The sequence below is a fragment of the Shouchella oshimensis genome (assembly GCF_002019765.1).
Classification (GTDB): Bacteria; Bacillota; Bacilli; order Bacillales; family Bacillaceae_D; genus Shouchella; species Shouchella oshimensis.
Window position 1 is genome coordinate 3,729,644 of the sequence record NZ_KV917380.1, and the last position, 13,973, is coordinate 3,743,616.

At 41.4% G+C, this 13,973-nt stretch carries 12 protein-coding genes; 6 read left to right on the forward strand and 6 right to left on the reverse strand.

From position 1 onward, the window contains the following. Positions 1–51: 51 nt before the first annotated feature. Both BK583_RS18660 and BK583_RS18665 read left to right on the forward strand, forming a co-directional pair. Entirely contained in the window at positions 52–1,029 is a 978-nt protein-coding gene (locus tag BK583_RS18660) for an acrylyl-CoA reductase family protein (protein WP_055737132.1), read from the forward strand. A gap of 42 nt (positions 1,030–1,071) precedes the next feature. Next, the gene (locus BK583_RS18665; RefSeq protein WP_055737131.1) at positions 1,072–1,623 is read left to right on the forward strand and encodes a nucleotidyltransferase family protein; all 552 of its coding nucleotides are present in this window, start codon (positions 1,072–1,074) and stop codon (positions 1,621–1,623) included. A gap of 14 nt (positions 1,624–1,637) precedes the next feature. Here the strand turns inward: BK583_RS18665 and BK583_RS18670 are convergent, their stop codons facing one another. From BK583_RS18670 to BK583_RS18680, 3 genes are read right to left on the reverse strand one after another with little or no spacing between them, the layout of a single operon-like run. Next, positions 1,638–2,156, reverse strand: coding sequence for a hypothetical protein (locus BK583_RS18670; RefSeq protein ID WP_055737130.1), 519 nt, complete (start codon positions 2,154–2,156; stop codon positions 1,638–1,640). After that, entirely contained in the window at positions 2,153–2,368 is a 216-nt protein-coding gene (locus tag BK583_RS18675; RefSeq protein WP_055737129.1) for a helix-turn-helix domain-containing protein, read from the reverse strand. Before BK583_RS18675 ends, BK583_RS18670 begins: the two co-directional genes overlap by 4 nt. Positions 2,369–2,378: 10 nt before the next feature. After that, positions 2,379–2,855 (reverse strand): DUF2975 domain-containing protein, encoded by a 477-nt coding sequence (locus tag BK583_RS18680; RefSeq protein ID WP_038476414.1) that lies wholly within the window; start codon positions 2,853–2,855, stop codon positions 2,379–2,381. A gap of 602 nt (positions 2,856–3,457) precedes the next feature. On the opposite strand from BK583_RS18680, the gene ileS reads away from it, so the two are divergent. From ileS to BK583_RS18700, 4 genes are all read left to right on the forward strand, one after another. Continuing rightward, positions 3,458–6,529, forward strand: coding sequence for an isoleucine--tRNA ligase (gene ileS, locus BK583_RS18685; RefSeq protein ID WP_055737128.1), 3,072 nt, complete (start codon positions 3,458–3,460; stop codon positions 6,527–6,529). Positions 6,530–6,740: 211 nt separating this feature from the next. Then, a complete protein-coding gene (locus tag BK583_RS18690; RefSeq protein ID WP_055737127.1) occupies positions 6,741–7,589 on the forward strand; it encodes an aldo/keto reductase in 849 nt (282 codons plus the stop codon). 240 nt (positions 7,590–7,829) lie between these two features. Then, positions 7,830–8,909 (forward strand): AI-2E family transporter, encoded by a 1,080-nt coding sequence (locus tag BK583_RS18695; protein ID WP_055737126.1) that lies wholly within the window; start codon positions 7,830–7,832, stop codon positions 8,907–8,909. Between the two features lie 234 nt (positions 8,910–9,143). Next, positions 9,144–9,701, forward strand: a complete 558-nt coding sequence (locus tag BK583_RS18700) for a DUF2179 domain-containing protein (protein ID WP_055737125.1) — start codon at positions 9,144–9,146, stop codon at positions 9,699–9,701. A gap of 7 nt (positions 9,702–9,708) precedes the next feature. Here the strand turns inward: BK583_RS18700 and BK583_RS18705 are convergent, their stop codons facing one another. The 3 genes from BK583_RS18705 to hutU are packed head-to-tail and all read right to left on the reverse strand — an operon-like array spanning position 9,709 to position 13,956. After that, complete coding sequence (locus BK583_RS18705; protein ID WP_139366214.1) at positions 9,709–11,025, reverse strand: amidohydrolase family protein; 1,317 nt, start codon at positions 11,023–11,025, stop codon at positions 9,709–9,711. Further along, positions 11,022–12,281 carry a M20 family metallo-hydrolase gene (locus tag BK583_RS18710; protein ID WP_055737123.1) on the reverse strand — a complete coding sequence of 420 codons (1,260 nt, stop codon included), beginning with the start codon at positions 12,279–12,281 and terminating at the stop codon, positions 11,022–11,024. The genes BK583_RS18705 and BK583_RS18710 overlap by 4 nt, the downstream gene beginning before the upstream one ends. A 1-nt stretch (position 12,282) precedes the next feature. After that, positions 12,283–13,956: a urocanate hydratase gene (gene hutU, locus BK583_RS18715; RefSeq protein WP_055737122.1), complete on the reverse strand. Its 1,674-nt coding sequence runs from the start codon at positions 13,954–13,956 to the stop codon at positions 12,283–12,285. Between the last annotated feature and the right edge of the window lie 17 nt (positions 13,957–13,973).

Sequence of the window (13,973 nt, forward strand, 5' to 3'; positions counted from 1 at the left end):
CCATCTTAAACTTCTACCATTAGAATACAGTAAGGAAGGAAGTGAATTTTTATGACATTTAACGCATTTGTCCTCCGAAAGGAAACGCTACTTGAAGGACAGGTAGAACAGTGGGATTTAGAAGAATTAGTAGAAGGCAATGTGCTTATTAAAGTCGCTTATTCAAGTGTAAATTATAAAGATGCGATGGTTGTAAAACAAGGCAACCTTGCTGAAACTTCCCCACTCATTCCTGGTATTGATTTAGCAGGAACGGTTGTCCATTCAAAAGACAACCGATTTTCAGAAGGTCAGAAAGTCATAGCTACAAGTTATAAAATTGGAACCTCTCATCACGGAGGCTATGCGGAGTATGCGCGAATTCCAGCCGAATGGGTTATTCCACTCCCAGAAGGATTAACGTTAAAAGAATCTATGATTTTAGGAACCGCTGGTTTAACAGCTGCTCTTTCTATTATAAAATTAGAACAAAATGGCTTAGAACCTGCTGGAGGAAAAGTTGTTGTTCCAGGTGCGACTGGCGGTGTTGGTAGTCTTTCTGTAGAACTGTTAGCAAAGCGTGGTTATCACGTTGTCGCAGGTACAAATAAAGTAGAAGCTCACGATTGGTTAAAGCAGCTAGGCGCTTCTGAAATTGTTACCCGAGAAGAACTGGAAGAAAGCGAAAAGCTATCCATTCGTCAAGGTGAATGGGCAGGTGCTATTGATGCAGTAGGGGGAAAAACCACTTCCTATCTACTTACTACATTAAAAAGAGGCGGCTCGATTGCATCTAGCGGATTAACCGGTGGCGTTGAAGTTGAAACGACGGTTTTACCCTTTATCGGACGAGGTATCAATTGGCTAGGAATTGATTCTGTAACCTGTCCAATGAAAGAACGAGCACATGCTTGGTATCGATTAGCGACAGACTTAAAGCCTTCCTTTCTAGAAGAGACAGTAAACGAAATTACCTTAACCCAATTAAATGATGTATTAACGAATGTTGTAAAAGGGAGTGTTAAAGGCCGTACGATTGTACAGCTTTAATTCAGAAATGAATAGGGGAGAGCGTTTTTCAGAAGGAGTTGGATAATGATTCACACAAAAGAAGATGTTCTCACTCTTATACAAGAAGATGAGTGGATGATGGACGCGCTAGCGGTTGCTGAAGAACTTCAACTAAAGGATTGGTGTATTTGTGCAGGGTTCGTACGCGGGAAGATTTGGGATACTTTGCATGGTTTTCAGCGAACAGAACTTCCAGATATTGATGTGGTCTACTACGATGCTACTTGTTTAGAAAAAGATAAAGAAAAAGAATATGAACACAAATTGCATCGTCTTTTCCCTGGTCAACCTTGGTCTGTAAAAAATCAAGCACGTATGCACGCCGTCAATCAAGACCCACCTTATGACTCTACGCGAGAAGCGTTATCACGGTTTCCAGAAACGGCTACAGCCCTGGGTGTTCGCCTTAATCAAAACAAGCTAGAACTCATTGCCCCATTTGGTGTCAATGATGCGGTCAACCTTCTTGTTCGTCCAACACCTGCCTACCTTCACAATCTAGATCGCTACCATCAGCGTATGAAGAAAAAGAATTGGCAAAAGATCTGGCCTAACTTAACCATACAATGGTAAAAGAAGAGGACGGTTTAACCGCCCTCTTCCTTCCCACGATAACTAATGACAGTTAGATTCATCACCCACGCTATGAAGCTGATGACGCCAATCATGATAAGGCCAATTTCCCAATGAAACAATTCTTCTCCTGTTCGACTACTAGGAAGAAACCATACGATAAGCGCCGTAATGAAAGCCAATAGATAAAAGCTACTCCCGATAAACCCCATCATAATCGGGCGATTCCCTTGGTATCCACGATTCAGTATTCCCCAAGCAAGAACACTCATAATCGTTCCAAAAACCATTGCAAACAAAGGACTCATATCCATCCCTATTAATGCTGGTACATATAAACACAATACTGTAATGGACACCAAGACAATATTCAGTCCAAACGTCAAAATGCCCGCCTTTAAAGGAGACTGGAACCCTTTTTTTGTTTTTAATCGATCTACAAGAACATGCCCTTCCAACATTTGAAGAAACGGTTTTAAGAAGAGAAGGAATATAAGAAGAAAAATCGCTCCAATCAGAATCATAATGGTCATAGGCTCTCCCCCTTCTCATATTCCAGTATGTCACCAGGTTGACAATCAAGTACTTCACATATGGCCTCTAGTGTCGAGAACCGTACTGCTTTTGCTTTTCCGTTTTTCAAGATTGATAGATTCGCCATTGTCACACCAACACGTTCAGATAGTTCGGTCATACTCATTTTCCGCTTTGCTAACATAACATCTAATCGAATAATTATTGCCATCGCTTACACCTCAAATCGTCAAGTCGTTTTCTGATTTTAGGCGAACCGCTGAGCGTAGTAGCTCTTGTAATACAGACGCAAAGAAAATAATGACTACAGTTATGAGCATAATCGTCAAGACAATCATGACAAAGCCTATATGTATGGCATTTAATAAAAATAAACTAATTAACCCAACACCGTACAAGATAATAATCGCGACTGCACAAAACTTAATATTTCCCAGCGTTTTAATGGCCCAATCTGTAAACACATAATCATTTTCTATTAAGCTTAGTAATTGAAACGCTTGTTGGAGCGCAAACAAAAACGGCACCACCGTCATATAGACACCTGCTAAAACCGGAATTCGAAGATAGGCGAAACTAGGATTATCAATGGCAATATAGTGTGATAAAGGCGGTAACACCCAAATACAACTAATTAATACTAGAACACCAAGGCTAATTGTAATGCCCTTTAAAAATAAAACTCTCCCACGTTGCATAGAACACCTCGGTACTTTTTTATCATTGTATAACAAGATTTTATCGTTTATCAATAAAAATTATAACAGTCTAACGACATTTCTTCTAGTCAAAAGTAGTTCAAGAAAGGAAAAAGAAAGGTGCTTAGTAAAAACCAACTATTTATCAAAATTTCTACTTAATCAATAAGGCTAAGGGGAACTTCCAATTTTGAAGACTATTTCTTCATACACGAAACAAATCCTGTTTTTACTGCACCGATGTCTATTTGACATTCCTCGTCCCGCTCTTTATACTAGGAATAATTCAAATAATTGATTCGATGACGAGACCGAGTAAGATTGAATTCTTATCTACAGAGAGTTGACATAAATGCTGAAAGTCAACGTTAAGACCTTTCTGAAAATCTTCTCCGAGAAGCAAAGCTGAACCGATCCTTTTAAGCTTTGCCGGCTCCCTACCGATATGAAGGGCGCGTATGTTGGTACGTAGTGATGATGACAAGCATGTAAACCACTACTTCTGTATGGTTTTTTTTATGTCTACTATTGAGTGAATAACACCTCGATCCTGCGACCTGGATGGAGGTTTTTTTAATTTTATAAAGAAGGTGATGACGCAAATGAGCGAAACGGCACATGTCCGTGAACAACGGGTACGCGAGCGTTGGGAAAAGGACAACACATTTAAACAGTCAATTGAAAAGCGTGAAGGAAAAGAAACGTATGTTTTCTACGAAGGCCCTCCGACTGCAAACGGAATGCCTCACGCGGGTCATGCATTAGGACGTACAATGAAAGACTTTGTTGCCCGGTATAAAACAATGTCTGGGTATCAAGTTCTTCGTAAAGCTGGCTGGGATACCCATGGTTTACCTGTAGAATTAGAAGTACAGAAACAGCTCGATTTAAAAGGAAAAGACGAAATTAAAGCATACGGTGTTGAAGCATTCATTGAAAAATGTAAAGAGAGTGTCTTTACGTACGAGCGAGAATGGCGCCAATTCACGGAAGCGCTTGGCTATTGGGTAGATATGGACGACCCATATGTCACCTTACAGAATCCTTACATTGAGTCAGTGTGGAACATTCTTTCAACCATTCATCGGAACGACATGCTTTACAAAGGTCACCGTGTTGTACCTTACTGTCCAAACTGTGAAACCTCTTTAAGCTCACACGAAGTTGCTCAAGGATATAAGGATGTTACCGATTTATCAGCAACAGCAAAGTTCTTAATTGAAGGAACGAAGAATGAATACCTTCTTGGCTGGACAACAACTCCTTGGACATTACCTTCCAACGTAGCGATTGCTGTTAATCCAGATATGACTTATGTAAAAGTGGAAAAAGATGACGAAGTCTACGTTGTTGCAGAAGCTTTAGCTGAAAAACTACTTGGTGAATCGCCGAACGTTGTCGGTACGTTAAAAGGATCGGAACTTGTTGGCACGAAATACGATCCTCCGTTTAATTATCTTTCTTTAAATAGAGGTCATGAAGTAATCGGTGCCTCTTTCGTTACCGATTCAAGCGGTACTGGTCTTGTTCATATGGCACCTGCCCACGGTGACGATGACTATCAGGCTATCCGGGAAAGTGGCCTTGATTTCGTAAATGTCGTAGATTCAAAAGGCCGTTATACAGAAGAAATCGGTCCACTTGCTGGTCGTTTCGTAAAAGATTGTGACGTTGATATCGTTAAAATGTTAGCCCATAACGGACGTTTATTCTCAAAAGAGCGCTATGAGCATAGCTATCCACATTGTTGGCGTTGTGACAGCCCCCTTCTCTATTACGCAATGGAAGGTTGGTTTATTGAAACAACGAAAATGAAAGATCAGCTCATTGCCAATAACGAAGGAGTGGATTGGCACCCAAGTCATATGCGCGAAGGTCGATTTGGTAAATTCCTTGAGAATGTGGTTGACTGGAACATTGGGCGTAATCGATTCTGGGGCACACCATTAAATGTGTGGGAATGTGACTCCTGTGATAAACAGGAAGCGCCTGCTTCTATCGCCGAACTACGTGAACGTGCAGATCAAGAGTTAGGCGAAGATATTGAGCTTCATAAACCCTATGTTGATGGCATTACATTTACATGCGAATGTGGTGGAACGATGCATCGGACAAGTGAAGTGATTGATGTATGGTTTGATAGTGGCTCTATGCCATTTGCACAATACCACTATCCATTCGAAAATGAAGCATTGATGAACAAGCAATTTCCTGCTGACGTTGTCATTGAGGGAGTCGACCAAACACGTGGTTGGTTCTACAGCTTACTTGCAGTATCCACTTTATTTACAGGCAAAGCGCCTTATAAGCGCGTACTTTCGCTTGGGCATATTTTAGATGAGAACGGACAGAAAATGTCTAAGAGTAAAGGAAATGCCTTAAATCCAGTTGAGCTCATTGAAGAATTCGGAGCAGACAGCTTACGCTGGGCATTACTTGCCGACAGTGCACCTTGGAATAATAAGCGCTTCTCTAAGAAGACCGTTAGTCAGACGAAGTCAAAAGTGTTAGACACGCTAGCGAATGTACATTCTTTCTATAAAATGTACGCGGACATTGATCGCTTTGATCCAAGAACAGTCGAGACAGGCAAGCAAACGAAGCTTGATGAATGGATTCTATCACGCCTAAACACCGTTATTGCAGAAGTGACGAAAAGCTTAGACGCATACGATGTCACGAAAGGCGCAAGAACCATTGCATCGTTTTTAGACGAAATTAGTAACTGGTACATCCGTCGTTCTCGTGCGCGTTTCTGGGCGAGTGGTATGGATGAAGACAAACGTGCAGCTTACCACACGTTGTACGAAGTTATTACGAAAACAACACAATTAATGGCTCCATTTGCGCCATTTTTGTCTGACGAGGTTTACAGTGACTTAGCTGGAGAAAGTGTCCATTTAACCGATTATCCAGTAGCCGATTCCACTCAAATAAACTCTTCACTTGAAGAAGAAATGAATGCGGTTCGCCAAGTCGTTGAATTGACTCGTTCGATTCGTAATCAAACAAGCTTAAAAACGAAGCAACCGCTAGCTCAATTAGCAGTTGTACCAGTGAAGCAATCCGCTCATTTGGAAGCATATAAAGGCATTATTGCAGAAGAAACAAATGTAAAGACCATTTTACTTGATGCGAATCAAGACCAATATGTGTCCCAGCAAGTAAAATTAAATTTTCCTGTTGCAGGACCGAAATTAGGGAAATCAGTTGGTCTTGTACAGAAAATGATTGCTCAATTTGGGGATACACAAACCCAACAATTCCTTGATGCTGGCAAAATGGTGTTAACCTTAGAGAATGATCAAGTCGTAGAAATTGAAAAAGAAGATGTTCTCGTTGAAAAGAATCCATTACAAGGCTTTGAATTCGCTGAAGGCGATGACTACTTAGTCGTTCTTGACACGAATGTCACAACAGAGCTTAAAGAAGAAGGGTTTGTTCGCGAAGTCATCCGTGCGGTTCAAGTTTACCGTAAAGAGCTTGACCTACCAGTTGAAAAGCGTGTTCATTTAACGATTCATGCATCAGCAAATGTGGAAGACATTTTACAACGCTTTGAAACCTTTATGAAAAATCATGTTCTAATTGAGAAGCTTTCATTCGGTCAAGAAGACGATATGAAGTCCTTTGATGTTGAGGGTGAAACGGTTTCTCTTAGCATTCAAGATTGATAAGCCGCAAAAGAGAGGTTGCCAAAAATGGCACACCTCTCTTTTTTTGCTTGTACACCTTTTCATTCCCTAGCTGTTTGAATCCATTCATGCTACTGCACATTGACACTCTATCAGAACAATCCGTCCTGCATTGAAATCTGAATCTTCTTATTAGACCGTCAACCTTTCACATGCTAGACTAGTAATAATACACTATAGGAGTGATAGAATGGTAGATTCAATTCCAATTCGCACGTTAAACGACGGCTTACAAGTCCCAACTATTGGCTACGGTACTGCACAGTTGAAAGGCCATGCTTGTGTTCATTCGATTCAAAGCGCTATTGAGATTGGCTATCGCTTAATCGACTCAGCGTTTAATTACGAAAATGAAGGAGCTGTCGGTGAAGCCGTTCGACGGAGTTCCACACCGAGAGAGCAACTGCGTATCACTTCAAAACTACCAGGAAGGCACCATGCGTATAACAAAGCTGTTGAAACCATTCAAGAATCACTGCTTCGGACAGGACTTGACTATTTTGACTTATATCTTGTTCATTGGCCAAATCCAAAGCAGGGCCTATTTGTTGAAGCATGGCAGGCATTAATAGATGCTAAACGCTGGGGTCTTGTTCGCTCTATTGGCGTAAGCAACTTTCTTCCTGAGCATCTCGACCAAATTATTAACGAAACAGGTGTTACACCTAGCATAAACCAAGTTGAATTACATCCATACTTCTCTCAAGAAGAACAGCGTGCCTATGACAAGAAATTAGGAATCGTTACACAGAGCTGGAGCCCACTTGGCCGTCTTCGTTCAGACAGTGTTTTTCATGATCAGCTGTTTGACGACATTGCTGAATCATATGGAAAATCAAAAGCGCAAATTATCTTACGCTGGCAAATTCAATTAGAGAATCTTCCTCTTGTCCGATCTTCAAATGTTTCTAGGCAGCAGGATAATTTAGCACTATTTGATTTTGAGTTAGACAATCCTACGATGGATGCGATTAATCGTCTTACCCGTGAGAACGGACGAATTGACAACCAAAATCCGAATGAGTACGAAGAATTCTAAATGACGCATAATACTAAAAAAAATAGACAAAAGCGCTAATAGCAAGGGGCTCGTGAATATTTCCCTATCTATCGCGCTTTTTTCTTTCTATTCTTAACAACAAATTTCTTCTCGCGCTCTTCTTGGTATCCTTTTTTCTCTTTCTTTCTAACGAAACCTTGCATGTGACGTAACGTCACGGTGTATACTTGCGCTATAATGATAGAGAACCATACTAAGATGCCAGGAGTGTACGATTTTATGCTAAACAAATTGTGGTTTCAACTAGGTGTTGGGATTCTTTTACTCATTCTAATTATCAAGAATGTTGTCGAAATCCAGTGGCTGTTTGAACCGATTTTAATTGTTGTAACAACGATTTTAATACCAGTTTTACTTGCGGGGCTATTATTCTATATCACAGAACCCCTTCACCGGTTCTTGATGAAAAAAATTCCTCAATGGGCTTCTGCTTTGAGTATTTTAGCCCTTATTGCTACACTCTTTGTGGTTGGCGCACTATTTATTTTAGACCCGCTCATTGATGAAGCAAATAAATTAATTCGCAATGTACCTATGATTTTCCAACAACTCGAAGAATTTGTTATGCCGTATATAACAAATAGCGGGACAGCTGCGTTTGATTTAGAACAATCGATAGGGTCTCTACTTGATTCACTTGAGAACATTATTGTCGTAAGTTCAAGCTATATTATTTCCTTTTTGAGTGGTGCCATTACGACGATTCTGGCTTTAATACTTGTACCGTTCTTCTTCTTCTTCATGATGAAGGACTATCATCGTTTTGCACCTGCCATTGTCCAGTACTTTAAGGGCGAAACCAAACAATGGATGGCAAAATTACTACACGAAATTGATTTCGCTTTAAAGAGCTATGTCCAAGGACAAGTATTGGCTGCATTAATGTTAGCTATTTTGCTTTTTATAGCCTACTCCTTCGTTGGGCTGGATTATGCTTTGCTTTTGGCTTTATTAGCTTTTCTCTTAAATATGATTCCTTTCTTAGGCCCATGGCTCGCGTTTTTCCCAGCATTCATTATTGCGCTTATTCAAGATCCTATCTTGGCGATTTGGGTTTCTGTTATTACTTTAGTTGTTCAACAGGCAGAAAGTAACCTGATTACGCCAAACATTATGGGAAAGAAGCTCAGCGTACATCCTATTACCGTTATTACGCTCGTCCTTGCAGCAGGAAATATTGCTGGCTTTCTCGGAATGATTATTGCCATTCCAACGTATGCTGTTGCAAAAGTAATTGTAACGAACATTTATGAAATGCGACAAAATGTTAAAAAAGAGCTCTTTAGAGACGTACTCTAAGGAAAGTTAGCAACTTCAGAAGGAATTAAAAAAGACGAATCTCGTTCCCATTGAGATTCGTCTTCTTCTATTTCACACCCTCCCTATCCTGACATCTTTCTCACTATTTCAGTTATTCCCCTGGAAATAATTAATCGTTAATTGTCGATTTAACCTACTTTTATGCATACTTTTAACGTATTAAATGCACACTACTTTAAAAGTGAAGTTGCTTGATTAAAAGAGGTGAAACAAATGCTCTGGCAACCTATTTTAATTTTAGGCGCACAATTGCTGTATGTGCCTCTTGTTGTATTGCGAACGCTCATGATGGTTAAAGGGGAAAAAGAACGTTCTGCTTTGTTTGCGACAGTAGAAGGAGGCGTACACGTCATTTCTTTATCCATTGTTTTTAGCGATTTATCAAACTACTTTAATATGGTCGCATATTCACTTGGTTTTGGATTAGGCATGTACCTCGGCTCCATTGTTGAGGAGAAGCTGGCAATTGGTTATGTATCCCTTCAGGTAAACACGTCTTTCCACCATAAACCATTAATCGAACGTCTTCGTGACGCCGATTTCAGCGTTGCGCTTACAACAGTTGAAGGAATCGAATCCATACGGGTAAGACTGGATTGCACTGCTCGTCGTGATCGCGAGCATGAGTTTATGGCAATCGTAAATGAATGCGACCCAAATGCCTTTGTTGTCTCCTTCGAAACTCGAAATTTTCAAGGTGGCTACATTAAAAAGAAATCATCAAAAAGAACATGGTTTCGTCGGGAAAGCCAAACACTCACAGAAGAATAAATGGAAGTTATATGCCCCATTTTTCAAACAGATGATCAACCTTTTTCACAATCATTTGCTCAGAAACGGTTTGAACGGTTCTGTTTTGTACTACAGATTTACCTGCTACAATAACATCTGTTATGGCTGTTGGCTGCATTGCGTAAACAAGATTAGCGAAGAGTTCATGCTTTGGCAAAAGAGAAAGGTCGCTTGTGTCTACTGCAAGGAAATCCGCTTTTTTGCCAATCGCAAGCTCCCCTGTATCGATTTGCAATAAATCTGCACCATTTTTTGTCCCCATCTGAAAAACTTGATTTGCTGTCATACATGTCCCATCAAGAGTACTTACTTTTTGTAACAATGAGCACATACGCATCTCTTCAAATACGCTAATTCGATTATTACTACACGCACCATCACTCCCAAGACTAACCCGAACACCAGAACGCACAAGTTCAGGTATGCTTGTAATGCCATCTGAAAGAAACATATTGCTTGATGGACAATAAGCAAGACCAGCCTTTCGATTTCCGAGTAAATCGATTTCCGATTGATCGAGCCAAACGAGGTGGATGGCTAGCATACTCTCGTCTACGACTCCCAATGAATCTAAATAATGAATCGGTCTTTTGTTGTATTTTTCTAACGTTTCTTCTACTTCAAACATTTCCTCGGAAACATGTATATGAAAAGGCGTTTGCAATTCTTTGGCTAGTCTGTAACCTGCTTGAATCATTTCTGGAGAAGCTGCATGGGGACTATGGGGAGCTGGATGTACGTCGACCATAGGGTGACCATGATATTTAATTGCTAGTTCTCTCGTACGCTTCGTAGCATCCGTTACAGACTCTTGATAACTTGACGGTGCTCCTTTCCAATCATACATCGTTCGAGCAAATACGAGACGAATACCCACGTCAACTGCCGCTTGAATGACGGCTTCGTCTGTTTTTACTCCATTGTTATGCACATAAAAGAAATCACTCACTGTTGTGACACCATACTTAACCATTTCTCCAAATGCAAACAGTGCACCTGTATAAATCGCTTCTTCATCTAAAAGTGGCGTATACTTATAAAGCGCTTGGTCACGCCATTCTAGAAATGGCCGGTCTACTGCTATTCCTCTTAACAAGCTTTGGAATGAATGATTGTGGGCATTTACTGTCCCTGGTACAATGGCTTTTTCTCCCCAGTCGATTGTTGCAGCACCGTGATAGGTTTTAGTTAGTTTGTCAGTAGGACCCATATCTTGAATGACATCATCCTTAACAAGCACGGCGTAGTTTTTTTGAAACCCGCCATTGGTATAGACTGAATCTGCACAATATAGTATCATCAGACACTCCCACCTTCTTGGTCAATCTCCAAAAGCGAATGCAAACAAACATTTGCAGCTTTTTCAATATCATTCATACTACTTTCCTCTTCAGGACAGTGACTTTTCCCATCTACACTAGGAACAAAGATCATGCCAGAAGGTGTAAGAGATGCCATATGAGCTGCATCATGACCCGCCATACTTCCTAAGCGCATCGTAGAAAACCCTGCTATGTCCGCTTGTCGTTCCATTGTTTTCATGATGTATTCACTCATTTCGACCGGAGCTTGGTTCAACATTACTTTTGTCTCGATGTGAACACCATAAGTTGTTTCAACATAAGACTTTTTTTCTTGAAGCTCCTGTTGAACTTTGTTGACATCCTCGGTTTTCTCTCCTCGAATTTCTACTGCTAGTACCACTTCTCCGGGAATAATGTTGGTAGCATTCGGCAAAACGTGTACTTGTCCAACGGTTCCGACCAGTTCTGCTTTTGGGAAATCGGTACAGACATTCTTTACTGTTACGATCAGTTCTGCTGCTGCTACAAGGGCATCCGAACGGTCCGTCATTACAGTTGTGCCTGCATGATTCGGAACTCCCTTTATCGTTAGCTCTTCCCGGTAAATTCCGGTAATTCCTGTTACAACTCCAAGAGGTACGTGAGCATCTACTAAACGCTTTCCTTGTTCAATATGGACTTCAAGATAAGCAAGCAGTTCATCTTCTTTTCTCACACAGTGATCCAATTGTTCAGGGATGCCACCAGCCTTTGCTAGCGCATCGGTCACTCTAATACCTTCTGCATTTTTTACATCTTTTATTTGTTGTGCTGTTAATTTCCCAGAAATGGCCCGGCTCCCAAAAGTCGATAGACCAAATGGATTCGGCTCCTCGGCACTAAAGGATACCAGCTCCACATCGTGTTCGGTTTCAATGCCATTTTCCTCTAATGTGCGTAACATTTCTAATCCAATTAATACACCGAGGGCCCCGTCAAATTTGCCTCCATTCGGAACCGTATCGATATGAGAACCGCAGACGATGCTTTTCCTCTTTTTCCCGACACGTTTTCCCCAAATGTTTGCCGCTTCATCGGTATACACGTCCACATTAAGTTTGCTCAATTGTTCTTTTAACCAGTCTCTCGCCTTCAGCTCTGGCTCTGTAAACGTTGTACGGTCTAATCCGCCTCCTTCATTCAGGCCGAATTGACCCAATTCATGAATTGAAGCGGCTAGCCTGTCCGCATTTATTGTTACTGTTTTTACATTCATTTTAATCACCTTTCTTAAGCGGAATATGAACACCTTTTTCATTTGCTACATCCATAGCCCGATCATAACCTGCATCTACGTGTCGAACGATTCCCATACCAGGATCTGAAAGTAACACGCGCTTTATCCGCTCCTTCGCTAATTGACTTCCATCAGCGACTAAAACTTGCCCAGCATGAACAGAGTAGCCCATACCAACACCCCCGCCATGATGAACACTCACCCAGCTAGCTCCTCCTGCCGTATTAATTAACGCATTTAAAATGGGCCAGTCTGCAACAGCATCACTGCCATCTTTCATTCCTTCTGTTTCACGATTTGGCGATGCTACAGAGCCACAATCAAGATGGTCACGGCCAAAAACGATCGGTGCTTCAAGTTCACCATTCGCAACCATTTCATTAGCTCTTAGAGCAAAACGGTCACGATCACCATAGCCAAGCCAGCAAATTCGCGCCGGTAGCCCTTGCCACTTCACCAATTTTTGAGCCATTGTAATCCAGTTTACTAACCCCTCATCTTCAGGAAACATCTCTTTAGCAAGACGATCCAACTTGTAAATATCCTGCGGATTTCCAGAAAGGGCTGCCCATCTAAAAGGACCTTTTCCCTCACAAAACAAAGGTCGAATATACGCTGGTACAAATCCAGGTATATCGAAGGCATTGCTCACGCCTGCTTGTTTTGCATAGGCACGGATGTTGTTACCGTAATCAAATGTTTCTGCTCCTGCTGCTTGTAAATCAAGCATGGCTTGCACATGTATGCCCATCGCCTCAATCGAACGCTTCTCGTATGTTTTAGGATCGGTTACTCTTAATTGATTCGCTTCAGCAAGGGTTAGCCCATTTGGAACATAACCGTTTAAAGGATCGTGGGCGCTTGTTTGATCGGTAACAAAATCTGGGATTACGCCCTTTTCAACAAGTGCGGGTAGCACATCAGCACAATTTCCTACCAGGCCAATTGAAGCGGGCTCACCTTTTGTAGTGAACTTTTCAACAAGCTTTAATGCTTCGTCTAATGACTCCACAAGAACATCACAGTAGCCTTCTTTCATTTTCCGTTCAATTCGAGACCGATCAACTTCAACAACAAGAATGACTGCGTTTGCCATCTTTCCTGCTAATGGTTGGGCACCGCTCATTCCACCCATCCCGCCAGTAACAATAAAACGACCTGTTAAATCAGGTGTGCCGAACGCTTTTTTTCCTGCTTCAACAAAACTTAAATAAGTCCCTTGCAAAATACCCTGAGCGCCAATGTAAATCCAGCTTCCAGCCGTCATTTGACCGTACATCATTAACCCCTTATCCTCAAGTTCATAAAAATGATTCCAAGTTGCCCACGATGGAACTAGATTAGAGTTAGCAATCAACACTCTTGGAGCAGCCTCGTGCGTGCGGAACAGCCCAACTGGTTTGCCAGACTGAACGAGGAGGGTTTCATCATTATCTAGCTCTTTTAATGAAGCAATAAGCTGGTCAAAACTTCTCCAATCCCGAGCCGCCTTACCAATTCCACCATAAACAATTAAATGGTCAGGGTCCTCAGCAACTTCTGGATCAAGATTGTTAAGCAACATTCGCATGGCGGCCTCTTGGGCCCACCCTTTGCAATGCAACTGGTTTCCCCTTGGTGCACGTACTGTGCGCTGTCCGGTTTGTTTTTCCATCAAATTAGCCTCCTTAA